Below are 24162 nucleotides of genomic sequence, written 5' to 3'. Positions count from 1 at the left end.
TCGCTCCCCTCTCCGCGGGAGAGGGGCCCGCCCCACAGGGGGCACGTGAGGTACCCGGAGGCCTACCTTACTTCAGCTCCATAGGCCGCCACACGTTGTTGTACGGGTTGGCGTCGGGCAGCAGCTTGGTGGCGTTGAGGCGCACGAGCGTGAGCGGCGTGGTGGAGTTGTAGCGGAACGTCCAGGTGCCGCCGCGCTGCCAGATTTCAACGGGCAGGTGCACGCGGGACTTTTTGCCGTTGGTTTCCGTCACTTCGGCCGTGACGGGCATGGCGGCCTGGCCCTTGTTTTCGATGGTGATGAGGGCGCCCTGGGCGGGGTCCTGGTTGACGTACGTCACGGTGGTCACGGCCTGGTCGAGCTGCCAGTTGTTGTACACCCACTCGCGCCAGAACCAGGTCAGGTCTTCGCCGCTGGTTTCGTTCATGGTCCGGAAAAAGTCCTTGGGCTGGGGGTGCTTAAAGGCCCAGCGCTTGATGTAGCTGCGGAAAGCGTAGTCGAACCGCTCGGGGCCCAGCACTTCTTCGCGCAGCAGAAACAGGCCGTAGCCCATTTTGCTGTAGGCCGCAAAGCCCAGGTTATACGCCTGCGTGACGTCGGGCACGGTCAAAGGCGCGTCGGTGGTGGCAAGTGAAATGCCCCGCACCAGGCCGGCCACCAGACGAGTTGTGTCGTTGAGCGACTTGTACTCGCCGTTGTTGAAATTCTGGGTCGACAGGATATTGATGAAGGTGTTGAAGCCCTCGTCCATCCACGGGTACTTGCGCTCGTTCGAGCCCACTATCATCGGGAACCAGTTGTGGCCAAATTCGTGGTCCGTTACGCCCCAGAGGCTGCCTTTGCGGGCCTTGGCGCCGCAAAACACGATGCCCGGGTACTCCATGCCGCCCACCACGCCGGCCACGTTGGTGGCCACCGGGTAGCTGAACTCGTACCACTGCTTGGAGTTGTATTCGATGCTCTTCTTCACGTACTCGGTCGAGCGGTTCCAGGCCGTGTCCTGGGCCGACTCCGTGGGGTAGAGCGACATGGCCAGCGACTTGCGGCCGCTGGGCAGGTTCATCTTGGCGGCGTCCCACACAAAGGCGGCCGACGCCGCCCAGGCCACGTCGCGGGCCCGCTGGCAGCGGAAGTGCCAGGTGAGGCGGCCGTTTTTGCCGGCGGGGCGCGAGCTGGCCTGCGTCACCTCATCCGCCGAGCGGACGATGACCGTTTTGTCGGAGCCGGCGGCCTGGGCCAGGCGTTTCTGCTGGGCGCCGGTGAGTACCTCACCGGGGTTCACCAGCTCGCCCGAGCCGCCCACCAGGAAGTTGGCGGGCACGTTGATGGTGTAGTCGAAGTTGCCGTACTCGAGGTAAAACTCGGCCGACATGTAGGGCAGCGTGTTCCAGCCTTCCACGTCGTCGTACACGGCCATGCGCGGGTACCACTGCGCCACCTCGAAGATTTCGCCGTTCTTGGTTTTGAGGCGGCCCAAGCGGTCGGAGCCGTATTCGGGCACGTTGAACCCGTAGTCGATGTGGATGCCGAGCTTGTCGCCTTTGGACTTCATTTCCTCGGGCAAAATGATTTGCATGCGGGTGTCCTGCACGCGGTAATTGGCCTTGCGCTTCTTGCCGTGGAAGTCAATGGTCACGGTTTGCAGGCTGTCGCCGCCCCGGAAGTCCCGGGCCGAGTTGCCGAAGCGCCCACCCGCCACCGGCGTGGCGGCCGCGCCGCGCGAGTCGGCGCGGTAAAGGTTTTGGTCGAGCTGCAGCCACACGAACGCCAGGCGGTCGGGGCTGTTGTTGGTGTAGGTGATGTCGACGGACGCCGTCACGCGGGCGGTTTTGTCGTCGAGGCGGGCGTTGATTTTATAGTCGGCACCATTCTGCCAGTAGGCTGCGCCGGGCTGGCCGCCGGCCGTGCGCGTGGGCGTGGCCAGCTGCTCAATAAACATGGGGCTAAACAGCGTCCGGGCATCGTAGGCCGGGCCAGTGGCCGCCTGCTGCCCCGCGGCCACGCCCGTCGTGAGCAGCGCCGCGCCCAGCACCAGGGTTGAAAAAATCGAATGTCGCATGTGGGAAAACTACGAGGAATAAAGAGTGGCAAATCAGAAAATAGATATTTCTGAGCCAAAGGTAGTCCCCCGGCCGGCGCATGTTAAAACCCTTTTTTACAGCCGCTCACCCGGGCCCGAATCGCTCCAATCCCGGGCTTCGTATCCCCGCACTCAGGCCCCGGCAGCCGGCGCTTCCAGCCGCGCCCGCACCAGCGCCATCAGGCCGTTCAGGTCGGTGGCATCCATTTCTTCGGCCCTAATAAAAACCGACAATTCTCCGGCCACTCCCACGGCAAAGGCGGCGGGCAGCAGCTGGCCGCGCCACTGCGGATGGGCGCGCACAAATTCGTCGCGGTGCAGAAAATCTACCGCCACCGGCAGCGCCCGCACAAACTGCTTCCACTCCGGCCTCATCTGCGTGGCGCCGTATGTGAGGCCGCACAGCGAGCACGGGTACGTAGCCGGCGAGAGCACCTTATGAAACGCATCCTTGAGGCTGGGCAGTAGGCCGCCGTCGGCGTTGTACACAAAAAGCAGGCGCTGGGGCATACGGCAGTAGCGAATGGGCAGGCAAGGTAGCCCGGCCCACCGTTTCCCACGGGCCTACCGGGCTGCTTTATTCGGAGCCAACTGCCGCACCAGCCAGCCCACCACCACGTCGTCCACCTGTTCGCGGCACTCGTCGAGGCCGTGGCGGCAGCCGGGGTACAGGTGCAGCTCCTTGGGCTCTTTGGCCCGCTCGTAAATGTTGCGCGAACACACGTCGGGCAGGATTTCATCGGCCGAGCCGTGTACCAGCAGCAAGGGGCGCGGGCTGAGGCGCGGCACCAGGTCAGTGCCGTAGGTCTGGCTGCTCATGGCCACCACCGCCGTCACGGTCTGGCTGAGGGCCCCGGCCGCGATGACCACGGCCCCGCCAAAGGAGTGCCCCACCAGCGCAATGGACTGATAGCCGCATTTCAGCGCCAGGTATTCCACTCCAATCAGGGTGTCCATGACGCAGTCTTCCAGCTGGTTGGGCCGGCGGTAGTGCAGCCGCAGCGAGGCAATTTCCTGGGCCGCCAGCCGGGCCGCCAGGCGCGGGTACATGCCCCAGGCCGGCCCGTCTAGCCCGCCGCCCGCCCCGCCCACCCACACCACGGCGGGCGCCCCGTTGGGGGCCGCGTGCAGGCGCGCCGCGATGGGGCCATCGGTCGTATTCAAACTCAATTCCTCCACCCCATCAATGGAGCGGTGCGAGGTGACGGATTCGAGGGTTAGCTCAACTTCTTGTTCTTGCTCACGTGCCATGGCCGCTCCTCCAGAAGTAAGGGTATGTTGGCTGTACTTCGCCGGCTCAATTTGGTTATCGTGGAGCTAGGCCGCCCGGGCCAGGTGCGGGGCCGCTACGGTTCAGCCCAACTTACCTTGCGCTTCTTATTGCGCCCTCTTGCCGGAAACTTCTACTTCTTTGCTTCCGCCGGCCACGGCCCGTTTCGGCTGGTTGCTGCTGACCAGCCTGGTGCTGCTCTTTGGCGGCCTCTATAACGGCTTTCCGCTCGTGACCTACGACACGGGCACCTACCTGGGCAGCGGCCTCACGCTGAGCGTGCCCGATGACCGGCCCCTCACCTACGGCCTGTTTATGCGGGTGGCCAGCCTGCAGTTTTCGCTGTGGTTGGTCGTCTTTTTTCAGTGCTTGCTGCTGGCTGGGCTGCTGCTGCGCTACCTCGAAGTGTACGTGCCCCGGGCCCGGCATCCGGCCACGCGGCTGGCGCTGCTGCTGGCCTTTGGGTGGGCCACCGGCCTGTCGTGGATTAGCTGCGAGCTCATGCCCGACATTTTCACGGCCATTGGCCTGCTGGCCCTGGGGCTGGTGCTGCTGGGGCACGCGCGCAGCCAATGGCGCCGCGCCGGCTTGCTGCTGCTGGCCCTGGTGTCGGCCATGATGCACTCTTCCAATGTGCTTACCTTTTCGCTGGTAGTGAGCGGGTTTGGCGCGCTGGCGGCCGGGCGGGGCTGGTTCCGGCGGGGCTGGCTGCGCCCCGCCTACTGGCGCCAAAGCCTGGCCGCTGTGCTGGCCGCCTGGCTGGTGCTGCCGGCTATGCACCGGGCCTTCGGCGGCGAATTTGCCATTTCGCGGGCCGCGCCGGCCTTCCTCATGGGCCGATTGTGCGAAACCGGCATTCTGGAACGTTTTCTCGACGACCACTGCGGCTGGAACCAGGCCTATTCGCTCTGCGCCTACCGCGACCGCCTGCCCAACGACGCCAGCAGCTTTATGTGGAGCCCCGACAGCCCCATGAACCAAACGGGCGGCTGGAACGCCCACCTCGCCGAGTACCGCGGCATCATCGGGCAGGTGCTGCGCACCCCGCGCTACTACCCCTCCCTGGCGGCCGAAGCTGCCCAGGCCACGCTGCGCCAGCTCACCCACGCCCTGCACGGCAACGGCGCCCCGCCGGCCTGCGGCGTCGACACGCCGCCGTACTCGCAAGTGCAGGTTTTCAACCACGGCTACGAGCTGAAAGAGTACATGACGTCGCTGCAAAACCAAAGCCGGCTCGACTTTACCGCCCTCAACGAGCGGCTGCCCTGGGTGTATGTGCTGGCGCTGCTGGTGGTGCTGGCCGGGCTGGCGCGGCCCGGCGTGCGGCGGCGCGTGGGGCCGGCGGGCGGCATGCTACTGGTGCTGGTGGGCGTGGCGCTGGTGGCCAATGCCTTTGTGACGGGGAGCCTGGCCAATGTGCTCGACCGCCTGCAGGTGCGCATGGCGTGGCTGCTGCCGTTTGCCGCCCTGCTGCTCGCGGCCGAGCACGGCCCGGCGGTGCTCCTGGCGGGGCTCCGGCTGCTGCGCAGAGGCCGCCAGTTAGCCAAAAATTAGCCCAATGCGCGGGACACGGGGCTTCAATAGACCAGGTTTGGACCGATATTGCCTCCGTTATGCCGCAGCAACCAGCCCCACTTCCCTACCTCGTCTTCGATTTCGATTCCACTTTCACCCAGGTCGAAGGCCTGGATGAACTGGCCGACATCGCCCTGCAGGGCCACCCCGACCAGGCCGCGGTAGTAGCCCAGATTCGGGCCCTGACCGACCAGGGCATGGCCGGCGAAATCGGCTTTCAGGAGTCGTTGGCGCGGCGGCTGGCGCTGCTGGGTGCCCACCGGCACCACCTGGCATCGCTAGTGGCCCGCTTGCACACCAAGGTGAGCGAGAGCATTCAGCGCAACAGTGCCTTTTTCCGGCAGTTTGCCGACCGCATCTACGTGGTGAGCAGCGGCTTCCGCGAGTTTATTGAGCCGGTGGTGGCCGAGTTCGGCATCGCGCCCGACCACGTACTGGCCAACACCTTCACCTTCGACGAGGCCGGCAACATCACTGGCTGCGACCCGGCCAATGTGCTGAGCCGCGACGGCGGCAAAATCCGCCAGCTCGTGCTGCTCGACCTCGACGGGCCCGTGTACGTGCTCGGCGACGGCTACACCGACTACCAAATCCGCGAAGCCGGCCTGGCCCACCGCTTCTATGCTTACACCGAAAACGTGGCCCGCCCCACCGTGGTGGCCCGCGCCGACGAGGTGCTGCCCACCTTCGACGAATTTCTATACCAGCTCAAGCTCCCGATGACCCTTTCGTACCCCAAAAACCGCATCAAGGTCCTGCTCCTCGAAAACCCCGACGCCCGCGCCAAAGAGCTGTTCACCGCCGAAGGCTACCAGGTGGAAAGCGTGCCCGGCGGCCTCGACGAGGACGAGCTCATTGAGCGCATCGAGGGCGTAAGCATCCTCGGCATCCGGAGCAAAACCCAGGTGACGGAGCGCGTGCTGGAAGCGGCCAACCGGCTGATTGCCATCGGCGCCTTCTGCATCGGCACCAACCAAATTGAGCTGGCCGAGGCCATGAAGCGTGGCGTGGCCGTGTTCAACGCGCCTTTTTCCAATACCCGTTCAGTCGTTGAGCTGGCCCTGGGCGAAATCATCGTGCTGGCCCGCCGCATCCCGGAAAAGAACCCCAAGATGCACGCCGGCGAGTGGGACAAGTCGGCTAAGGGCTCGTTTGAGATTCGGGGCAAGACGCTGGGCATCGTGGGCTACGGCAACATCGGCTCGCAGCTATCGGTGGTGGCCGAGGCCGTGGGCATGAAGGTGGTGTACTTCGACATCGCCGAAAAGCTGCAGCTCGGCAACGCCGGGAAGTGCCGCACCCTGGAGGAATTGCTCGTGCAGGCCGACGTGGTGACCCTGCACATCGACGGCCGCGCCGCCAATGAGAACTTCATCGGCGCCGCCGAATTTGCGCTGATGAAGCCCGGCGCGCTGTTTCTCAACAACGCCCGCGGCCATGTGGTGGACGTGCCGGCCCTGGCGGCCGCCCTGCGCTCGGGCCACCTCGGCGGCGCGGCCGTGGATGTGTTTCCCTACGAGCCCAAAACCAACCAAGAAACCTTCGAAAGCGAGCTGCGCGGCCTGCCCAACGTGCTGCTCACCCCGCACATCGGCGGCAGCACGGCCGAGGCCCAGCGCAACATCGCCGAGTTTGTGCCCGAGCGCATCATGGCCTACATCAACACCGGCAACACCCAGCAGTCGGTGAATTTCCCCAACATTCAGCTGCCCGTGCAGCAGGCCCACCGCCTCATCCACATCCACGCCAACGTGCCCGGCGTGCTCGCCAAAATCAACAACGTGCTGGCCGCCCACCACGTCAACATCCTGGGCCAGTACCTAAAAACCAACGAGCTAATCGGCTACGTCATCACCGACATCAACCGCGAGTACGACCAGGAAGTCATCAAGGCGCTGCGGGAAGTGGAGCACACCATCAAGTTCCGGGTGCTGTACTAAAGCGCCGGCTGCCTCACTAGCTCCACCAGTTACTGACCCTCGGGCTGGGTGGCGGCTGGGGCTTTCCGAATGATGTAAATGCTCATCTCCTTGCGGGTTCTAAAGCCCAGGGATTGGTAGAGCTTTATCGCGCCTGTGTTGTCGGCTTTCACGTGCAGAAAGGGAATACCTGCTGCCGCTCTGATGCGCTGGGCCTGGTATTGGAGAAGCTGCCGGGCATAGCCCCGGGCCAGATAGTCGGGATGCGTGCACACGGCACTGATTTCGGCGTATGGCTCCGGGTGCAGCCGCTGCCCGGCCATGGACACCAGCTCATTCCCGTCGAAAATACCCGCGTAGTGCCCAAACGCAATGGTGTTGCTGGCAAACGGGCCGGGGTTGGTACTCTTGGTGAGCGCCAGCATGGCAGGTACATGCTCCGGCCCCAGCGGGACTAGCTGTTGCTCCCCCACGGCATCCCCAGTCGCAGTTTCCTGCACCATTTGCAACGCGTGCATCTGCTGCACCACCTGCCACTGGCCCGGAAAAACCAGCGCCGTCGGGCTCACCACCCCTAACATGCGCTTCGCGGGGACAAGGTCGTGCAACAGCCCCAGGGCCTGCAGCGAAAGGGTCTCAAACCCAACAAAGGGCGAAACGTCGCTGGCAAAATACTGCACTCCCTCTACGCCTTCGGACAGGCCTTTATTGCCCGTAATCAATGCATTCCAGACGGGGTTATCAAGTACATGGGCCATGAGTTACGGTTTTGGCGCGAGTTTTAGGAAGGCAGGTTTTCCAGGTCGCGCAGGTCTTGGGGGCGGCCACTGGCCTGCTTGGCGGCGCGCAATGCCGTGAGGCCAATGTACCGGACCGGCACGTTGTCAAACACCAGTTCCAGGCCTGTAGAAAACGCTTCGTCAAACCCCACGCCCTGCAATTCGGTCAGCAAATCAATCCACACGCCTTTGGTATTGAAGGATATAAAGTTGGGGACGGTGACGAAATCAGCTTCTTCGAACTCTCCCCGGGTGTAGCCAAATTGCCCGAGCGCCTTTACCACGCGCTGGGCATTTGCCACACTGGGCCGCACCAGCAGGTCCAGGTAGCCGGTGGTGCGCGGGAAGCCGTGCGCAATCACCGCGTAGCCCCCTACCACCACGTACTCAACGCCCGCGGCGTGGAAGTGGCGCAGCAGATTTAAGTATTCTTCCTCCATCGGTCATCAAGGGCGGGTTGGCCGGGTTGGCCGCATAAATCAGCCGTGCCTGCTGGTTGAGCCGAACGGCCAGGGCCAGGCGCTCATGCGGAGTTAGGCTCCAGTAGTAGCGGCGCTGTTGCTCCTCAATCTCGGCTTTGTCGCGGGACTTAAAAACGGGGCTCATGCTCGAAGGTACGTTTTTCGCTTGCTGAAAGTGCTCAGCTGGCCTGCCCTACAGCCGGTCGCGCATTTCGCGCAGCAGGCGCTCCATTTCGTTTCGCACGGGGGCGTCGTCGCCGGGAAATCCGTTGTTGAAGAAGCTCACGGCCAGCAGGCGGCCGCTTTTGGTGCGCACGTAGCCGCAGATGTTCACGCAGTTGGTCAGGGTGCCGGTTTTGCCCCAAAACCAGGTGCCATTGGCATCGTGGTAGCGCTTGCGCAGCGTGCCCTGGTGCCCGCCGGCCGCTAGCAAGCTCAGCAGGCGCGGCTCGGCCACTTCCTGGTGCAGCTTGAGCAGCACGGCGGTGAAGCTGCGGGGCGTGACGAGGTTGAGCCGCGACAGCCCCGAGCCGTCTACCCAGGTGGGCGGGTCGGGCAGGGTATTGAGCTCCTTTTTGAGGGCGTAGTGAATCACGCGGCCGGTGCTCAGCGAGTCGTGCCCGAGCGTGGTGCTGCACATAAGCAGCAGCTGCTCGGCCAGGAAGTTGTCGCTCACCCGCAGCATCCGGCGGTACAGCGAATCAACGGGCAACCCGCGCAGCGTCTGCACTTTATCGGTGGGCCGGGGGTGCCACGCCACGCCCACAATGGGCCGGCGCAGGGTATCGCCCAGCAGGCGCAGCAAGAGCGTGCGGCTGGTGCGGAAAGGCACCTCGTCTATCCATTTCTTGGGCGAAGGCAGGGTATAGAAGCGGTTTTCGAGAGGCGAACGCCGCACGTGGGTATCGGGGTCGATGTCGGGCGACAGGAAGTGGGCCGGCGCGGGCTCGGTGAGCGGCGCAAACGACCGGGGCAGCACGCGCACCCGCTGCGGCAGGGCCACGGCGTGCGCCAGCGAGGCCGTGCCACCAGTGCGGGGGCGGAGCGGCGGCGCCGCGGCATAGAAGCGCACCGTGTTGCCATAAATGGGAAACGCGCCGCGCTCGGGCTGGAAATAGTACGTGAAGTCGTCCCAGCTCCAGCTCGGGCCGTAGGCCGGCACGCAGGCAATGTCGCAATAAGCCAGCAGCTTTTCGGGCCGGCTCTGCAGGAAAGTGTAGGCCCGGCGGCTAGGCACGTCGCCGTGCAGGAAGGTGGGGTCGCCGGTGCCCTGGAAAAACAGCGTATCGCCGCGCGAGAAGTAGCGCAGGCTGGGCAGCGAGTCGGGCAGCAGGTGCAGCCCGGTATAAAAGCTGAACAGCTTCATCATGCTCGCCGGCGTGAAATACCTGGCGGCGTTGTAGCCAAACAGGGTTTCGCCGGTGCCCGCGTCGGCCACGCTGATGCCTACCTGGTGCTGGCGCAGCACCGCCGAGCTGTCGACCAGCAGCTGCAGCCAGGGCAGGTTGGTGGCCGGCAGCACCACGGCCACGGGCGTTTCCGAAGATTGGGCACAGGCCGGCAGCTGGGTAGCGCCCAGCAGCAGAAACAAAAGAAAAGAAAGACGACGGAACAGCACAGCGAGCAACTTTAGCAACGGCGATGGCACGTAAAGCCGCGGCTCTACAAAGCTAATGCGCCTCCGGCCTTGAAACTAGCCCTACCTTTGTCCCCCGAAATGCCAGACCGTTCCCCCACCCCCGCGCCCGGCCCCGCCAAGTACATTTTTGTAACCGGCGGCGTCACCTCTTCCCTTGGCAAGGGCATCATTTCGGCCTCCCTCGCCAAGCTTCTGCAGGCCCGCGGCTTCCGCGTCACCATCCAGAAGTTCGACCCCTACATCAACATCGACCCCGGCACGCTCAATCCCTACGAGCACGGCGAATGCTATGTGACGGACGACGGCGCCGAAACCGACCTCGACCTGGGCCACTACGAGCGGTTCCTGAACGCGCCCACCTCGCAGGCCAACAACGTGACCACCGGCCGCATCTACGACACCGTGATTAGGCGCGAGCGCGAAGGCGCTTTCCTGGGCAAAACCGTGCAGGTGGTGCCCCACATCACCGACGAAATCAAGCGGCGCATGCTGCTGCTGGGCCAAAACGGGCAGTTCGACGTGGTCATCACCGAAATCGGCGGCTGCATCGGCGACATCGAGAGCCTGCCTTTTGTCGAGGCCGTGCGCCAGCTCCGCTGGGAGCTGGCCGACAGCGACTCGCTGGTGATTCACCTCACGCTGCTGCCGTATTTGAAGGCGGCCGGTGAGCTGAAGACCAAGCCAACGCAGCACTCCGTGCGCGACCTGCGCGAGGCCGGCCTGCAGCCCGACATCCTGGTGTGCCGCTCCGAGCACCCAATTCCGGCCGAAATGCGCCGCAAAATCGCGCTGTTCTGCAACGTCAAAATTAACTCCGTCATCGAGTCGCTCGACGCCGACAGCATTTATTCCGTGCCGCTGCTCATGCGCAAGGAAGGCCTCGACGAGCGGGTGATTAAGCGCTTGAAGCTGACCGGTGGCGCCACCGTGCCCGATTTGGAAGCCTGGAAAGACTTCCTGGGCAAGCTAAAGAATCCCACCGAGGAAGTGACCATCGCGCTGGTGGGCAAGTACGTAGAGCTGCCCGACGCCTACAAATCCATCAACGAATCGTTTGTGCACGCCGGCGCGCAAAACGAGTGCAAAGTCACGGTGCGCAGCATCCAGTCGGAACACATCACCCCCGAAAACGTGGCCAGCCTGCTGCACGGCTGCGACGGCGTGCTGGTAGCACCCGGCTTTGGCGAGCGTGGCTTCGAGGGCAAGATTGCCGCCGTGCGCTACGTCCGCGAAAACAACATTCCCTTCTTCGGCATTTGCCTGGGCATGCAAGTGGCTGTGGTAGAATACGCCCGCCATGTGCTGGGCTTGCAGGATGCCAACTCCACCGAGATGGACGCCCTGACGCCTAACCCCGTCATTGCCATGATGGAAGAGCAGAAAAACATCACCCAGAAAGGCGGCACCATGCGCCTGGGCGCCTACGCCTGCGACCTGCGCCGCGGCTCCCGCGCCGCCAAGGCTTACGGCCGCAACCACATCAGCGAGCGCCACCGCCACCGCTACGAGTTCAACAACCAGTTTTTAGCTCAATTCGAAGAAGCCGGCATGCAGATGACTGGCACCAACCCCGAAACCGGCTTGGTCGAAGTAATTGAGCTACCGAACCACCCCTGGTTTGTGGCCGGCCAGTTTCACCCCGAGCTGAAAAGCACCGTGGAGCAGCCGCACCCGCTGTTCACGCGCTTTGTGCGGGCGGCTATCCAGCACCGCAAGGGGTAGACGCTGCCGTCGCACTCCCCTGTCATTGCGAGTGGAGCGCAGTGAAACGCGGCAATCCGTCCTCCCAACGCGACCAGCCCTTGAGATGTGACAAAGCCTAAAATATGCTGCGCACTTATTACGTCTACCTGCTCACCAATGCCAACCACACCGTTCTTTACACAGGCGTTACCAACGATTTAGCGCGGCGTGTAGCCGAGCATAAAGCTGGCGTACACGAGGGCTTTACCAAACAATACAACGTGCGCATGCTCGTGCATTTTGAAACGTACCCGGATATCAACGCGGCCATTGCCAGAGAAAAACAACTCAAAGCTGGCTCAAGAGCTAGGAAACTAGCGCTGATTAACGCGACCAACCCTACTTGGAAAGAACTGGCGGGATAAAAGGCTTTATCACATCTCAAGGGCTGGTCGCAGTGACAGGACGGATTGCCGCGCTGCGCTTCACTCGCAATGACAGACGAGGCCCTTCACTCCGTACCTTTGCCCCTTCGCAACTTAAAATAGTAATGGACAAAAATCAAGCAACCGGCCTTTTCCTTATTTCGGCCTTGCTCCTCGTGTACCTCTTCTTTTTCAGCCCGAAAAAGGATGATAAAAAAGCTACCGGTAAAACGCCGCCGGCTACTACTGCCGCCGCTCCCGCCGCTGCTCCTGCAGCAGTACCGGCCATCGCCCCGGAAGCGGCCCTCGACACCACGGCTGGCACAGCCCAGGATGTAACCCTGGCCAACGCCAACCTCACCGTCACCTTTTCGACCCGCGGCGGCCGCGTGACAGCCGTGCGCCTGAACAAGTACAAAACGTTCTTCGGGCAGCCGCTCGACTTGTTCGATGCCAAAAGTGCCCGCATGGACACGCGTTTTCGCACCGTGGACGGCAAAACCGTGAAGTTTTCGGACCTGGTGTTCCAGTCGGTGCCGTCGCAGGCAGCGGGCGCTTCGGTGCTCACCTTCACCGCGCCCGTGGCCGGGGGCAGCATCGTGCAGACCTACACCCTGCCCGCCAACAGTTTTGAACTGGCCTACAACCTGCGCCTGAACGGCCTGGAGCAGACGGTGGCCCAGGAACCGCTCACCTTCACCTTCGTGGACCAGGTGCGCCAGACCGAGCAGGACCTGAAGCAGAACCGCAACCACACCACCATCAACCACTACCTGGCTGCCGGTGACCAGGGCGCCCTAGCTGAAGCCAGCGAAAAGCCCGAGGAGATTAAGGCCGCCGGCCCGGTAAAGTGGGCGGCGCACAAGCACGACTTCTTTGTAGCCGGCCTCATTGCCGACCAGCAGCCCTTCACGGGCGGCGCGTTCAACTCGGACGTAAAACTGGAGGATACAACCACCATCAAAACGCTGAGCACCACGCTCACCATCCCGGTAGCGGAGGTGGAGCAGGGCCGTGGCCAGTACCGCTTCTTCTTCGGCCCCAACTCTTTTAACCTGCTGAAGGCCGTAGCGCCAGAGTTCGACCGCAACGTGTACCTGGGCTGGGGCTTGTTCCGCTGGGTAAACCGCTTTGTGGTGCTGCCGGTGTTCCACTTTCTGGAGCAGTACATCAGTTCCTACGGCATCATCATCCTGCTGCTGGTGGTCCTGATTAAGCTCGTGACCTGGCCGCTCACTTACAAAACCTACGAGAGCCAGGCCCGCATGAAAGTGCTGAAGCCCGAGCTCGACGAGCTGAAGGCCAAGTACGGCGACGACCAGACCAAGGTGCAGCAAGAAACCATGAAGCTCTACCAGACCTTCGGCGTTTCGCCCCTGAGCGGCTGCGTGCCCACGCTGCTCACGCTGCCCATCCTGTTTGCCATGTTCCAGTTCTTCCCCAACGCCATTGAGCTGCGTCAGCAGAGCTTCCTGTGGGCCAAGGACTTGAGCAGCTACGATGTATTCGTGAAGCTGCCTTTCTACGTGAAATGGTACGGCGACCACGTGTCGATGTTCACGCTGCTGATGACGGCCTCTACCCTGCTCATGACCTGGCAGAGCAATCAGCTTAACACCGCCATGCAGGGCCCCATGAAGACCTACAGCTACCTGATGCCCATTATCTTCCTGTTCGTATTGAACAGCTTTGCAGCCGGCCTCACATGGTACTACTTCGTGTCGAACGTCATCACCTTCGCCCAGCAGGCGATCACCCGCGGCTTGGTAGACGACACCAAAATCCGCGCGCAGCTCGACGCCAACAAAATCAAAAACAAGGACAAGAAGCCCGGCGGCCTTCAAGGCCGCATTGCCGAAGCCATGAAAGCCGCGCAGGAGCGCGAGGCCCAGGCCAAGCGGAAGTCCTAGTAAATAAGCCACTTGCCATGCTCCCCTTCACCTTAGCATGACGACCTAACTTATTGCCCTTCAAACCGGCAGAACGAAAGCCCAGGCACGGTTTTCGTTCTGCCGGTTTTTTGTTTGCCTACATTCACGCAGGCACTCGAGCCTGTCACTGCTTAATTATCCGGCCATGCGCTACTTCGCTGCTCTTCTGTTGCTTTTCGCCTTCAGCTTCACCTTACCCGCCTGCGCCCAAAAAGCCACGCCCACTTCGCAGACCAAGCAGAAGGGAAAGGCCAAAAAGGCCAGTAAAAAAGCAGCCGCTCCTGCTACCCAAGCCTCAACTGTTCAGGGAAAGCAGGATGCTGAACCCGTGCTCACCTTCGAGCGCACGCCGTGCTTCGGCACCTGCCCGGCCTACAAAATGCAAGTCTACGCCGATGGCCGCGTGGCCTACGAGGGCCGGCGGGCCGTACCCGTGATGGGTACCAAAGAGCTAAAAATGGCCCCGGCCGCGCTAGCCGACCTGCTACGCATGGCCAAGGAAGCCCACTTTGAGCAGTTTCAGGAACGATACTCCAAGAATACCAGCGACCTGCCCAGCACGGTAATTGGCATACGCCAGCCCAACGGCCAGCTCAAGACCGTAGTTGTGGAAGAAGGCGCCCCTGACAACGTGCAAAACCTATTCAACCGCTTCGCCAATCAGTTCGACGCCTTGGCCGAGCTGCGGGCCGATAAATAAAGCCAGCTCAATTATTCAGCCTCCGCTAGCTTCTACTAACGCTTTAGTGTGTCCCCGGCGAATTAGTGGCTTTGGGCTTAAAGACCAGCCGGAAAGCCTTGAGTGCGGCCGGATGATAAATGGTGGCGTGGGTTTCCTGCGGCATGGGCTCGTAGTGCCAGGCAATGCTGCGCTCGGGGGTGCTGCCCAGCGCCTTGGTGAGGCGCCCGACGGGCGGCGCAAGTCCCGCGTCGCTGCCGGTAGCCAGGTACAGGAACTTGGGCTGGCCGGCCTTGGGCTTGGCCTTGAGCAGGGTGCTAGCCTGGTTGACCAACTGCTCGTTGTTCCACCACAGGCTGGGGTCGAAAGCCAGGTAAGAATCGAACAAATCGGGTTCCAGCAGCAGGGTTTCGACCACGAATAACCCGGCCAGCGACTCGCCCACGATGGCCGTTTCGGCCGTGGTGCGATAGCGCTGCTTCACCGCCGGCATAAGCTCGGTGCGGATGAACTGGCGAAACGCGGGTGAGCCACCCACGTGCGGCGCTATCTTCTTGTCCTCAGCGTTGGTGGTGGGGCCAGTCAGGTCGCGCCGGCGCTGGGTGTTTTCAATGCCCACCAAGATAAAGGGGCGCATCGTGCCGTTGCCCACCAGCACTTGCACTAGCCCGGCCACGTGCAAAAAGTCTTCGGCCATGCCGCCGTCCGGCATGTACAGCACGGGCAGCTGCAACGTGGTTGATTCGGCATAGCCCGCCGGCAGGTACACGTTGACGCGGCGGGTCTCGCTCAGCGCTTTTGATTGCAGCGTAAACGTTTGGCCCATCACCAGGGGCACAGCCTCCGACGCTTGCCCAGCCGACTGGCCAGGGGCTGCCAAGAGCAAAAACAGAACCGGCAAAAACATGAAAACAACCTTGCTGAACCGAGCCATATTTCCTTTTCAATAAAGTGTAACTTCCTTTTTATCAGCCCAACCAGCCGATTCTTTGTGCACCCGCTCCAGCAGCAGCTGATTCATGGGGTTGGGCGTGAGGCCGCGCACGTTATTTTGCGTGAGCCGCACCACCTCGTCGTAATACAGGCTGATAACCGGGCACTCTTCCACAATTATCCGGTCCATGGCCTGGTACAAGGCCGTGCGCCTGGCCACGTCCTGGGTGCGGCGGGCTTCATCGTAAAGTTTGTCGTAGGCCGCGTTTTTGAAGTGCGTTTTGTTCGGGCCGGCGGGGCTGAAGTTGGGTCTGTAGAACAGCGCCAGGTAGTTTTCGGCATCGGGGTAGTCGCCCAGCCAGCTTTTGGCGAAGAAGGCCACGCGGCCATTATCCACGAGGTCTTGTTGGGCTGCCGATTGGTTGATGTCAATCTGCACCTGCACGCCCACATCGGCCCACTGCTTCTGCAGGTATTCGCCTATCTCCTTGCGTTCTAGCACGGTGCTCAGGCGCAGGCGAAGCGGCCGCTGGGGCCCGTAGCCAGCTGCGCGCAGCAGCTGCCGGGCCTTCTGCGGCTGGTAAGTGTAGCCGGGCACCAGCTTCTCTGAGAATGACGGCAGGGCGGCCGGCACGAAGCCCGACGTGCCCGCCTGCCCCACCCGGTTCAGGATGTAGGTCAGCATCTCGGGCTTATTCAACGCATAATTCAGTGCCTGCCGCACGCGCTTGTCACGCAGAGCCCGGCCCTGAATGGCCTGCTCGCCGGTCAGATTCGCCGAATCGAGTTGAAAGCCCAGGTACTCGTTGTTCAGATACGGCACTTTCTGCACCGTGAACTTGCCCTTGAAATCGTCCCGAATGGTGCCATCGGGATTCATAATCAAGTCGCGCGAGCCGGCGCGAATACCCGAAAGGAAATCAAGCTTGCCCTGCATGAAGGTCAGGAACTCCGTTTTGCGGTCGGCCAGGAAGCTAATGGCCACGGCATCCAGGTAGGGCAGCGGACGGCCCTGTCGGTCGCGCCGCCAGTAGGTGGGGTTGCGGGCATACAGCAGCACGTTGCCTTCGTCCCAAAGCTTGAACCGGAACGGCCCGGTGCCTACCGGGTGCTCCCGGAAGTCCTTGCCGTACTTTTCTACCGCTTCGTGGGGCACCACGTAGGCATAGGGCATGGTGAGAATGCCCAGGAACGGAATAAACGGCTCCTTGAGATGGATGCGCAGCGTCGAGTCATTGACCGCCACAAAACAGGTGTCGCTGGGCGTACCATCGGGCTTCTCCAGCACCTTGCCCCGGAAAATCCATCCGCCCGTGCTGGCCGTAGCCGGGTCCAGAATGCGTTTGAAGGAATACACGAAGTCGGGCGACTTTACTTCACGCCCCTTGCCACCAGGAAAAACGTCGCTATCATGAAAGCGCACGCCCGGCCGCAGCACGAAGGTATAGAGCCGACCATCGGGCGAAATGGTGTACCGCCGGGCCAGGGCCGGGGTGGGCAGCAGGGTCGAGTCCAGCTCCACCAGCCCGCTGTAGAGCTGCCCGACGGCCCACCAGTTGGCCTGGTTACGGGCAAAGGCGGGGTCGAGCGAGGTAAGGGCCTCGGGCTGGTTGTAGCGGAACACGCGGCGCTCATCGGCGGCCGGGCGGGCCGCGTCGTGGCAGCCACCTAGTGCCAGTAGGGCCAGCAAGGGCCCCAGCGGTTTAGCTAGGCGGCTAGTCCAGCGAGCCAAAAAAGGGGGCATGCGAACAGGGAAAGAATGTATCTTTGTGCAATGCTACGGCAAAAGTTATTAGTTCTTAGTTGTCAGTTGTTCGTTGTTAGTTGGTAGTCGCAGGCCTGGAAAGGCCACTAACTGAGGATGAAGCCCTGAACCGCTAACAACTGGCAACGAACAACTGACAACTAGAGAGACTCATGGGAAAAATCATCGCGGTAGCCAATCAAAAAGGCGGGGTGGGCAAAACCACTACTTCCATTAACCTCGCGGCGTCCCTGGCCGCCCTGGACTACCGGACCCTGCTCGTCGACGCCGACCCTCAGGCCAACGCCACTTCTGGCGTCGGCTACGACCCCAAGGACATCCAGAACAGCATCTACGAGTGCATGGTGGACGGCATCAACGCCCAGGATATCATCCTGCCTACCAACATTCTGCCCCACCTCGACCTTATGCCCTCCCACATCGACTTGGTGGGCGCCGAGGTGGAGATGATAAACCTGCCCAACCGGGAAGAAAAAATGAAGGAGGCCCTGCGCCCCCTCGCCGAGCAGTACGATTTTATTATCATCGACTGCTCGCCTTCGCTGGGTCTCATCACGGTCAACGCCCTCACGGCGGCCCACTCGGTTATCATCCCGGTGCAGTGCGAGTACTTCGCTTTGGAAGGCTTGGGCAAGTTGCTGAATACCATCAAAATTATCCAGAGCCGGCTCAACACGGAGCTGGAAATCGAAGGCATCCTGCTCACGATGTACGACGTGCGCCTTCGCCTCTCCAACCAGGTGGTGGAAGAGGTTCGGATGCACTTCCAGCAGTTGGCCTTCGACACCATCATCCCGCGCAACGTGAAGTTGAGCGAGTCGCCCAGCTTCGGCATCCCCGTTATTTTGCACGATGCGGAAAGCAAAGGCTCCATCAGCTACCTGAACCTGGCGCGCGAGATTGTGGAGAAGAACAGCGTAGAAGCCCGCCCCGAGGAAACTGCTGAAGACGAGCGGATTTAATTAAGAAAGTTGAGCTAATAAAAGCCCCGGCGGGGCGGCATTCGTTAAACGAGTGGCGCCCCGCCGGGGCTTTTAGTAGCTCAAAGTCATACCTTAGGCTTCTAATGTATACCTCCCCTGCCCACCCGTTAATTGGCATCGACCCGGAAATCCGGTTTGGGCGGGCGTGCATTATCGGCACCCGCATCAGTGTGGACGATGTGCTCGGTTGGTTGGGCAATGGCATGAGCAACGCCGACATCATTGAGGATTTTCCTGAGTTGACCGAAGAGTTGATTCGGGCTTGCCTGCGCTATGCTGCTGACCGGCAGCGCCACACCCGGCTAGTGGCTTAATGAAGCTGCTTATTGACCAAAACCTTTCGTACCGGCTGGTTAAGCAATTACAAGAGCTTTTTCCAGGTAGTGAACAAGTGCGACGCCTGGGCCTCACAGACCGCCGCGATTCCGCAATCTGGGAATATGCGCAGCAGCACGGGTTTGTTATTTTAACCCAGGACGAAGATTTTTTAGACCTGAGTTTATTGCGCGGCTCCCCACCGAAAGTCATTTTGCTGCGAACCGGCAACTTGCCCAGCGCCCAGGTTGCCGACTTATTGCGAACGCATCAGATGATGATTTATACCACGTTGGCTCCCGAAAGCGAAGTTCACTGCCTGCAACTGGCCTGATTTCAAGCTGAACCGGACCCGCCAAACTTCCCGGCTTGTCCTTCGCCCAACAATCCGTAATTTTGAAGTTCCGTATGCGCCGACCTTTCGGCCAACAGGACCTTGCCGAGATGACTCCAGAGAAGAACGACGAGAAAACCACTCCGGCCACGGCCGCGGCTCCTATCCCTAAGCGCAAGATTGGCGGCCTGGGCCGGGGCCTGAACGCCCTGATTGAGGGGAGCTACGAGAAAAAAGGCGACCGGCCCGGCCCCAGCGACCGGCTGGTGTCGCACCCGGTCAATTCGGTGGGCTTTATTTCGGTGGAGCACATCGAGGCCAACCCCTACCAGCCCCGCACCCACTTCGACCAGCAAGCCCTCCAGGAACTGGCCGAAAGCATTAAAATTCAGGGCATTATTCAGCCCGTGACCCTGCGCCAGCTCGGCACCAACGCCTACCAGCTCATTTCGGGCGAGCGGCGTTTGCAAGCCTCCAAGCTGGCCGGCCTGGAGACCATCCCGGCTTACATCCGCAAGGCCGACGACCAGCAAATGCTGGAAATGGCCCTGATTGAGAACATTCAGCGCGAAAACCTGAATGCCATCGAAATTGCCCTCAGCTACCAGCGCCTGCTGAGCGAGTGCAACCTGCGCCAGGAAGAGCTGGGCGACCGGGTGGGCAAAAACCGCTCGACCGTTACCAACTACCTGCGCCTGCTCAAGCTGCCGCCCGACGTGCAGATTGGCCTGCGCGACGCCGAAATCAGCATGGGCCACGCCCGTGCCCTCATCGGCATCGAAGACCCCAAGGCCCAGGTGGAGCTGTTCCGCAAGATTGTGGCCGAGGAACTGTCCGTGCGCCGGGTGGAAGAGTTAGTTCGCAGCGGTTTTGGCCGGCCTACGGCTACCAATGGAACCGAAGCCGGCGCTACCACCGCCACAACGCCGGCTCAATCCGTCGTGCCCGCCGCCGAGCTGCGCCGCACCGAGCGCCACCTCACCGACCGGTTTGGCTCGCGGGTGCAGGTGCGCCCCGGCCCCAAGGGCAGCGGCGAAATCAAAATTGCTTTCGATTCGGTGGAGGACATGCAGCGCATCCTGCACATTTTGCATCCCTCCTGATACCACCCTCAGGTGGTAGGTGCGGGCTCTCTATCCGCCGAAGAGTCATTCTTCGGGGGCCAAAGCCGGCTAATACGCTAAATCCGGGCGTTTTCCGTTAGCAGGTTTGCTATGACAAAATCGTATCACCACATCGCGGCCCTGCTGGTTTTCGTGGGCCTGCTCTTGGCCGGCAACGGCGGCCGGGCGCAGGTGTTTGCCCCGCCCACACCGCCCGTGATTCGCCCGGATACGACCGAGACCCGCGAGGTGGTGGTTACGCCCGCCGACAAGCGCAGGAAAGCCGCTGCCGATTCGGCCAAGCGCACCGAGCACATGTTTCGCGCCTTTGGCTTTCCGGGCATTCGCCTCACCCGGCCCGGCAAGGCGGCGCTGCTGGCGGCCATTCTGCCCGGCGCCGGCCAGATTTACAACCACCGGTGGTGGAAGCTGCCCTTGGTCTATGGCTCCCTGGGCGGCGTTATTTATGGGGAATATTTCTACCAGACCCGCTTTCGGCAGTACGTCGACGCCAGCAATTTGCTCACTTCCCAGGCGGGTGTCGCGGGGGGGGCTCGCCCGCAGGACATTAGCCTGCCGATGCCCGTTCGGCGCGAACCCAGCATCGACGCCATTAATACCGGCATTCGCTTCTACCGCGGCAACCGCGACCTGTTCTACCTCTACATCGGCCTGGCCTACAGCTTGCAAATCGTCGATGCCTTGGTCGATGCCCACCTCAAGAGCTTCGACGTGAGCGAAGACCTGAGCCTGCACTGGCAGCCGGCGCTGCTGCCGGTGCCCGGGCGGGCCCTGGCCCTGCCCACGGCGCCGGGCGTCCTGTTTGCGCTACGGGTCAAATAAATTTTCTTAAATGGTCGGCTTGCAGTAGCCAATACCCCAACTTGGCAGCTCAATTTTGGTCCATTGCCTTTTGCTAGACTACCCGACTACCGATTACTTACTACCACGCATGAAAATTCTACTCATCGGCTACGGGAAAATGGGCCAAACCATTGCGGCGCTGGCTGCGGAGCGCGGCCACGAAATCGCGGGCATTGTGGACTTGCACGCCAGCCAGCTCAACATCACCGACTTCACGCCCGCCACGGCCGATGTGGCCATCGAATTCACGCATCCCGATTCGGCATTGGCCAATATCGCGGCCTGCCTGCGCCAGGGCATTCCCGTGGTGTGCGGCTCCACGGGCTGGCTGCACCACTTCGAAGAAGCCAAAACCCTGACCAAGGAACTGAATGGCAGCTTGTTTTACGCCTCTAATTACAGCGTGGGCGTGAACCTGTTCTTCCACTTTAATGAGTACATGGCGGCCAAAATGCACCAGTTTGGCGGGTACGACGTGTCGGTACGCGAAATCCACCACACCCAGAAAATCGACCAGCCCAGCGGCACGGCTCTCACCACAGCCGAAGGCATCATCCGCCACTTCCCCAGCAAAACCAGCTGGCGTAACGAGCCGGCCCAAACCGAGGCCGAACTGGCCATCCTCAGTGAGCGCACCGGCGACGCCGTGGGCACGCACATTGTTACTTATACGTCGGCCGTTGATACCCTGGAGCTCAAGCACGAAGCCCACAGCCGCGAAGGCTTTGCCATGGGCGCGCTGCTGGCCGCCGAGTGGCTGCCCGGCCGCAAGGGCGTCTTTGGAATGAAAGAACTGTTGGATTTGTAATTGCCCCACCTGCTCGGGGTGGTGGCGCCTGCCAGCATTCTGCTGCGTTTCTTTACCTGATTTTCATTGCCAGGCCCAAGCTTGCTCCCCCATGTCACTGCTCAAAACTGACCGTTCCACTACCCCCAAACCGCCTAAAACGAAGGGCCGTGAATGGGCCGATTCGTTGATTTTTGCCATTGTGGCGGCTACGCTCATTCGTTGGGCTACGTTTGAGGCGTACACCATTCCCTCGCCCAGTATGGAGAATTCGCTGCTGGTGGGCGACTACCTGTTTGTGAGCAAGTTGCACTACGGCCCCATCACGCCCCAAACGCCGCTGCAGGTGCCCCTCACCCACCAAACCATCTGGGGCACGGGCCTCAAAAGCTACTCCGAGCTGATTCAGCTGCCCACCTACCGGCTGCCGGGCTTTAGTAGCATTAAGCGCAACGACGTGGTGGTGTTTCACGTGCCCCACGAGTCGCAGTACCCCGCCGACCTGCGCACCAACTACATCAAGCGCTGCGTGGCCGTAGCCGGCGACACCCTCGAAATCAAGGATGCCCAGGTGTACCTCAACGGCAAGCCCGGCGTGACGCCTCCCGGCCTGGAAACCACCTACTTCATGCAGGTCGACAATCCCAACGACGAGGTGCTGGCCGCCTTGCGCGCCCAGGGCGTCGTCGACTACGACCAGCCCAACGGGAGCCCGCAGGCCGTCACCACGCCCGACGGCAAATCGGGTTACGCCATCAGCTGCACGGTGGCGGCGGCCAACTACTTCCGCAAGCAGTCCTACGTGAAGAGCATGACCGTCATTCAGCCGCAGGTGCAGCTGTTTCCTGACGTGGCCGATTTCCGCAATTCCGACGCCATGAGCGCCACGCCCCGCGGCTGGACGCTCGACAATTACGGCCCGCTGCCCATTCCCAAGAAAGGCCAGACCATCGCCCTCACGCCCGGCAATGCCGCTATTTATTACAAAATCGTGGCCCGCTACGAGCACAACACTGGCATCACCTGGAAAGACGGCATGATTTACCAAAACGGCAAAATGCTCACCAGCTACACCGTTAAGCAGAACTATTACATGATGATGGGCGACAACCGCCACAACTCCGAAGACTCGCGCTTCTGGGGCTTCGTGCCCGAAGACCACGTCGTGGGAAAGGCCGTGCTCATCTGGCTGTCAGTTGACCCCAATGCTGATTTCTGGCATAAAATCCGGTGGAACCGGCTGTTCAACCTGATTCACTAGAAGTTGACCTCAGCCCGGGCGGAACCTCACCCCCGGCCCCTCTCCCGCGGAGAGGGGAGCCTGATGTCAATTCAATGAAAAAGCCCCAGTTCAATCTTGAGCTGGGGCTTTCCGTTTTTAGAAATTGAGCTAAACCCTTGTGCCAGGCTCCCCTCTCTTTTGGAGAGGGGCCGGGGGTGAGGTTCCTCAAGGTCGAGGTTGAGCTACCACTCTATCGGCGTCAGCCCTTTACTCTTGAGCCACGCATTGGTCTTGCTAAAGGGCTTGCTGCCAAAAAATCCTTTATCAGCCGCAAATGGAGAGGGATGCACCGATTTGATTACCAGGTGTTTTTTCTCGTCAATCAGCTCAGATTTCTTGCCGGCGTACGCGCCCCAGAGAATGAATACGACGTGCTCTTTCTCTTCCGACACCTTGCGGATAACGGCGTCGGTAAATTCTTCCCAGCCTTTTTTCTGGTGCGAGGCGGGCTCGCCGGCCCGCACGGTAAGGGTGGCATTGAGGAGGAGCACGCCTTGCTGGGCCCAGCGGTCGAGGTTGCCGTTGGTGGCGGGCGTGGTACCGGGAATGTCGTCCTGCAACTCCTTAAAAATATTCTGCAGCGAAGGCGGCGTGCGCTGCCCGTCCTGTACCGAGAAGGAAAGCCCGTGCGCCTGGTTTCGGCCGTGATAGGGGTCCTGGCCCAGTATCACCACCTTCACTTTGTCGAACGGCGTGGCGTCGAACGCATGAAAAATCTGGGGCCCGGCCGGGTAAACGGTAGCCGTGGCATACTCCCCTTTCACAAAGGCAATTAGACGTTGGAAGTATGGCTTCTCAAACTCATCGGCTAACACGTGCTGCCAGCTTTCGGCTATCTTTACCATCGAAATTTTTAGGGAAATAAATGGGCTTTTGCGGCGTTCAAGCGTAACTTTTGCGTAAAACCAATTCTGGCGGGCGCATGTTACGCCCGCAGCTACCTATAAGCTACGAGACCTATGCCCACCACCACTACGCAAGGCGTCACCGTTTCGGTTACGACCAACTACCTGCCCGATTACTCCAGCCCCGGCCAAGAGCATTTCGTATTCGCCTATAAAATAGATATTCGCAATAATAGCGAGTTTACCGTGAAGCTATTGCGACGACACTGGCACATCCACGACGCCAACGGCGTGGTGCGCGAAGTGGAGGGCGAAGGCGTGGTGGGCCGTCAGCCCGTGCTCGAGCCCGGCGAGGCGCACCAGTACGTAAGCGGCTGCAACCTGAAATCGGGGGTGGGCAAGATGCGCGGCACCTACCTAATGGAGCGCCTGGCCAACGGCCAGGAATTCTCCGTGGAAATCCCCGAGTTCACGCTGATGGTGCCCTATCGGCTCAATTAATAACCTTTC

General features: G+C 61.4%; 24 protein-coding genes. 14 read left to right on the top strand and 10 right to left on the bottom strand.

Translation table 11 applies throughout. From position 1 onward, the window contains the following. Nucleotides 1-67 precede the first annotated feature (67 nt). The 3 genes from AUC43_RS10915 to AUC43_RS10905 form a co-directional block, all read right to left on the bottom strand. Nucleotides 68-2059: a M1 family metallopeptidase gene (locus AUC43_RS10915; RefSeq protein WP_068193078.1), complete on the bottom strand. Its 1992-nt coding sequence runs from the start codon at nucleotides 2057-2059 to the stop codon at nucleotides 68-70. Nucleotides 2060-2212: 153 nt separating this feature from the next. Beyond that, complete coding sequence (locus AUC43_RS10910; RefSeq protein ID WP_068193075.1) at nucleotides 2213-2590, bottom strand: hypothetical protein; 378 nt, start codon at nucleotides 2588-2590, stop codon at nucleotides 2213-2215. Nucleotides 2591-2644: 54 nt separating this feature from the next. Further along, on the bottom strand, nucleotides 2645-3331 hold the full coding sequence (locus tag AUC43_RS10905) for an alpha/beta hydrolase (RefSeq protein ID WP_068193071.1): 687 nt from the start codon (nucleotides 3329-3331) through the stop codon (nucleotides 2645-2647). Nucleotides 3332-3491: 160 nt separating this feature from the next. On the opposite strand from AUC43_RS10905, the gene AUC43_RS10900 reads away from it, so the two are divergent. Together AUC43_RS10900 and serA are read left to right on the top strand one after the other, a co-directional pair. After that, nucleotides 3492-4904: a hypothetical protein gene (locus AUC43_RS10900; protein WP_068193068.1), complete on the top strand. Its 1413-nt coding sequence runs from the start codon at nucleotides 3492-3494 to the stop codon at nucleotides 4902-4904. 59 nt (nucleotides 4905-4963) lie between these two features. Then, on the top strand, nucleotides 4964-6865 hold the full coding sequence (gene serA, locus AUC43_RS10895) for a phosphoglycerate dehydrogenase (RefSeq protein WP_068193065.1): 1902 nt from the start codon (nucleotides 4964-4966) through the stop codon (nucleotides 6863-6865). Between the two features lie 29 nt (nucleotides 6866-6894). On the opposite strand, the gene AUC43_RS10890 is transcribed toward serA, so the two are convergent. Genes AUC43_RS10890 through AUC43_RS10880 form a run of 4 tightly spaced genes read right to left on the bottom strand, consistent with a single transcriptional unit; the run spans nucleotide 6895 to nucleotide 9720 of the window. Next, complete coding sequence (locus AUC43_RS10890; RefSeq protein WP_071885883.1) at nucleotides 6895-7602, bottom strand: GNAT family N-acetyltransferase; 708 nt, start codon at nucleotides 7600-7602, stop codon at nucleotides 6895-6897. Between the two features lie 23 nt (nucleotides 7603-7625). Next, entirely contained in the window at nucleotides 7626-8063 is a 438-nt protein-coding gene (locus tag AUC43_RS10885) for a hypothetical protein (protein WP_068193059.1), read from the bottom strand. Beyond that, nucleotides 8011-8229, bottom strand: coding sequence for a hypothetical protein (locus tag AUC43_RS20075; RefSeq protein ID WP_071885882.1), 219 nt, complete (start codon nucleotides 8227-8229; stop codon nucleotides 8011-8013). Before AUC43_RS20075 ends, AUC43_RS10885 begins: the two co-directional genes overlap by 53 nt. A 48-nt stretch (nucleotides 8230-8277) precedes the next feature. Continuing rightward, on the bottom strand, nucleotides 8278-9720 hold the full coding sequence (locus AUC43_RS10880) for a D-alanyl-D-alanine carboxypeptidase (protein WP_157781035.1): 1443 nt from the start codon (nucleotides 9718-9720) through the stop codon (nucleotides 8278-8280). 81 nt (nucleotides 9721-9801) lie between these two features. Between AUC43_RS10880 and AUC43_RS10875 the strand changes: the two genes are divergently transcribed. The 4 genes from AUC43_RS10875 to AUC43_RS10865 all read left to right on the top strand — a co-directional run bounded on the left by AUC43_RS10875 (nucleotide 9802) and on the right by AUC43_RS10865 (nucleotide 14462). Beyond that, on the top strand, nucleotides 9802-11445 hold the full coding sequence (locus tag AUC43_RS10875) for a CTP synthase (protein ID WP_068193050.1): 1644 nt from the start codon (nucleotides 9802-9804) through the stop codon (nucleotides 11443-11445). Between the two features lie 104 nt (nucleotides 11446-11549). Continuing rightward, the gene (locus AUC43_RS20070) at nucleotides 11550-11831 is read left to right on the top strand and encodes a GIY-YIG nuclease family protein (RefSeq protein WP_071885881.1); all 282 of its coding nucleotides are present in this window, start codon (nucleotides 11550-11552) and stop codon (nucleotides 11829-11831) included. Nucleotides 11832-11956: 125 nt separating this feature from the next. Then, on the top strand, nucleotides 11957-13741 hold the full coding sequence (yidC, locus tag AUC43_RS10870; RefSeq protein WP_068193047.1) for a membrane protein insertase YidC: 1785 nt from the start codon (nucleotides 11957-11959) through the stop codon (nucleotides 13739-13741). Nucleotides 13742-13907: 166 nt separating this feature from the next. Then, entirely contained in the window at nucleotides 13908-14462 is a 555-nt protein-coding gene (locus tag AUC43_RS10865) for a DUF6438 domain-containing protein (protein ID WP_068193044.1), read from the top strand. A 43-nt stretch (nucleotides 14463-14505) separates the two neighbouring features. Here AUC43_RS10865 and AUC43_RS10860 read toward each other — a convergent pair whose 3' ends face one another. Further along, nucleotides 14506-15348: an alpha/beta hydrolase gene (locus tag AUC43_RS10860; RefSeq protein WP_068193039.1), complete on the bottom strand. Its 843-nt coding sequence runs from the start codon at nucleotides 15346-15348 to the stop codon at nucleotides 14506-14508. Nucleotides 15349-15384: 36 nt separating this feature from the next. Continuing rightward, nucleotides 15385-17118, bottom strand: a complete 1734-nt coding sequence (locus AUC43_RS10855) for an ABC transporter substrate-binding protein (protein ID WP_068193036.1) — start codon at nucleotides 17116-17118, stop codon at nucleotides 15385-15387. A gap of 173 nt (nucleotides 17119-17291) precedes the next feature. On the opposite strand from AUC43_RS10855, the gene AUC43_RS10850 reads away from it, so the two are divergent. From AUC43_RS10850 to lepB, 7 genes are all read left to right on the top strand, one after another. Continuing rightward, nucleotides 17292-18101: a ParA family protein gene (locus AUC43_RS10850; RefSeq protein WP_068193033.1), complete on the top strand. Its 810-nt coding sequence runs from the start codon at nucleotides 17292-17294 to the stop codon at nucleotides 18099-18101. A gap of 104 nt (nucleotides 18102-18205) precedes the next feature. Further along, a complete protein-coding gene (locus tag AUC43_RS10845; RefSeq protein WP_068193031.1) occupies nucleotides 18206-18436 on the top strand; it encodes a DUF433 domain-containing protein in 231 nt (76 codons plus the stop codon). Further along, nucleotides 18436-18771: a DUF5615 family PIN-like protein gene (locus tag AUC43_RS10840; protein WP_071885880.1), complete on the top strand. Its 336-nt coding sequence runs from the start codon at nucleotides 18436-18438 to the stop codon at nucleotides 18769-18771. The genes AUC43_RS10845 and AUC43_RS10840 overlap by 1 nt, the downstream gene beginning before the upstream one ends. A 74-nt stretch (nucleotides 18772-18845) precedes the next feature. Further along, nucleotides 18846-19874 (top strand): ParB/RepB/Spo0J family partition protein, encoded by a 1029-nt coding sequence (locus AUC43_RS10835; protein WP_233253984.1) that lies wholly within the window; start codon nucleotides 18846-18848, stop codon nucleotides 19872-19874. 111 nt (nucleotides 19875-19985) lie between these two features. Then, nucleotides 19986-20717, top strand: coding sequence for a DUF5683 domain-containing protein (locus tag AUC43_RS10830; protein ID WP_068193025.1), 732 nt, complete (start codon nucleotides 19986-19988; stop codon nucleotides 20715-20717). A 109-nt stretch (nucleotides 20718-20826) separates the two neighbouring features. Continuing rightward, complete coding sequence (gene dapB, locus AUC43_RS10825) at nucleotides 20827-21546, top strand: 4-hydroxy-tetrahydrodipicolinate reductase (RefSeq protein WP_068193022.1); 720 nt, start codon at nucleotides 20827-20829, stop codon at nucleotides 21544-21546. Between the two features lie 91 nt (nucleotides 21547-21637). Then, complete coding sequence (gene lepB, locus AUC43_RS10820; protein ID WP_068193020.1) at nucleotides 21638-22786, top strand: signal peptidase I; 1149 nt, start codon at nucleotides 21638-21640, stop codon at nucleotides 22784-22786. 203 nt (nucleotides 22787-22989) lie between these two features. Here lepB and AUC43_RS10815 read toward each other — a convergent pair whose 3' ends face one another. After that, complete coding sequence (locus tag AUC43_RS10815) at nucleotides 22990-23652, bottom strand: uracil-DNA glycosylase (RefSeq protein WP_068193017.1); 663 nt, start codon at nucleotides 23650-23652, stop codon at nucleotides 22990-22992. A gap of 114 nt (nucleotides 23653-23766) precedes the next feature. Between AUC43_RS10815 and apaG the strand changes: the two genes are divergently transcribed. Further along, nucleotides 23767-24153: a Co2+/Mg2+ efflux protein ApaG gene (gene apaG / locus AUC43_RS10810; protein ID WP_068193013.1), complete on the top strand. Its 387-nt coding sequence runs from the start codon at nucleotides 23767-23769 to the stop codon at nucleotides 24151-24153. The last annotated feature ends 9 nt before the right edge of the window (nucleotides 24154-24162 follow it).

This window comes from Hymenobacter sedentarius (genome assembly GCF_001507645.1).
GTDB classification, from domain to species: domain Bacteria; phylum Bacteroidota; class Bacteroidia; order Cytophagales; family Hymenobacteraceae; genus Hymenobacter; species Hymenobacter sedentarius.
This window is presented reverse-complemented; position numbering and strand designations above follow the sequence as displayed.

What these genes read in the sequence shown, in the direction of transcription:
- AUC43_RS10915 (WP_068193078.1), bottom strand. Translation starts at nt 2,059, where the DNA reads ATGCGACATTCGATTTTTTCAACCCTGGTGCTGGGCGCGGCGCTGCTC.
- AUC43_RS10855 (WP_068193036.1), bottom strand. Translation starts at nt 17,118, where the DNA reads ATGCCCCCTTTTTTGGCTCGCTGGACTAGCCGCCTAGCTAAACCGCTG.
- AUC43_RS10910 (WP_068193075.1), bottom strand. Translation starts at nt 2,590, where the DNA reads ATGCCCCAGCGCCTGCTTTTTGTGTACAACGCCGACGGCGGCCTACTG.
- AUC43_RS10850 (WP_068193033.1), top strand. Translation starts at nt 17,292, where the DNA reads ATGGGAAAAATCATCGCGGTAGCCAATCAAAAAGGCGGGGTGGGCAAA.
- AUC43_RS10860 (WP_068193039.1), bottom strand. Translation starts at nt 15,348, where the DNA reads ATGTTTTTGCCGGTTCTGTTTTTGCTCTTGGCAGCCCCTGGCCAGTCG.
- AUC43_RS20070 (WP_071885881.1), top strand. Translation starts at nt 11,550, where the DNA reads ATGCTGCGCACTTATTACGTCTACCTGCTCACCAATGCCAACCACACC.
- yidC (WP_068193047.1), top strand. Translation starts at nt 11,957, where the DNA reads ATGGACAAAAATCAAGCAACCGGCCTTTTCCTTATTTCGGCCTTGCTC.
- AUC43_RS10835 (WP_233253984.1), top strand. Translation starts at nt 18,846, where the DNA reads ATGCGCCGACCTTTCGGCCAACAGGACCTTGCCGAGATGACTCCAGAG.
- AUC43_RS10830 (WP_068193025.1), top strand. Translation starts at nt 19,986, where the DNA reads ATGACAAAATCGTATCACCACATCGCGGCCCTGCTGGTTTTCGTGGGC.
- AUC43_RS10905 (WP_068193071.1), bottom strand. Translation starts at nt 3,331, where the DNA reads ATGGCACGTGAGCAAGAACAAGAAGTTGAGCTAACCCTCGAATCCGTC.
- AUC43_RS10865 (WP_068193044.1), top strand. Translation starts at nt 13,908, where the DNA reads ATGCGCTACTTCGCTGCTCTTCTGTTGCTTTTCGCCTTCAGCTTCACC.
- AUC43_RS10875 (WP_068193050.1), top strand. Translation starts at nt 9,802, where the DNA reads ATGCCAGACCGTTCCCCCACCCCCGCGCCCGGCCCCGCCAAGTACATT.
- AUC43_RS10815 (WP_068193017.1), bottom strand. Translation starts at nt 23,652, where the DNA reads ATGGTAAAGATAGCCGAAAGCTGGCAGCACGTGTTAGCCGATGAGTTT.
- AUC43_RS20075 (WP_071885882.1), bottom strand. Translation starts at nt 8,229, where the DNA reads ATGAGCCCCGTTTTTAAGTCCCGCGACAAAGCCGAGATTGAGGAGCAA.
- lepB (WP_068193020.1), top strand. Translation starts at nt 21,638, where the DNA reads ATGTCACTGCTCAAAACTGACCGTTCCACTACCCCCAAACCGCCTAAA.
- dapB (WP_068193022.1), top strand. Translation starts at nt 20,827, where the DNA reads ATGAAAATTCTACTCATCGGCTACGGGAAAATGGGCCAAACCATTGCG.
- AUC43_RS10885 (WP_068193059.1), bottom strand. Translation starts at nt 8,063, where the DNA reads ATGGAGGAAGAATACTTAAATCTGCTGCGCCACTTCCACGCCGCGGGC.
- AUC43_RS10890 (WP_071885883.1), bottom strand. Translation starts at nt 7,602, where the DNA reads ATGGCCCATGTACTTGATAACCCCGTCTGGAATGCATTGATTACGGGC.
- apaG (WP_068193013.1), top strand. Translation starts at nt 23,767, where the DNA reads ATGCCCACCACCACTACGCAAGGCGTCACCGTTTCGGTTACGACCAAC.
- serA (WP_068193065.1), top strand. Translation starts at nt 4,964, where the DNA reads ATGCCGCAGCAACCAGCCCCACTTCCCTACCTCGTCTTCGATTTCGAT.
- AUC43_RS10840 (WP_071885880.1), top strand. Translation starts at nt 18,436, where the DNA reads ATGAAGCTGCTTATTGACCAAAACCTTTCGTACCGGCTGGTTAAGCAA.
- AUC43_RS10845 (WP_068193031.1), top strand. Translation starts at nt 18,206, where the DNA reads ATGTATACCTCCCCTGCCCACCCGTTAATTGGCATCGACCCGGAAATC.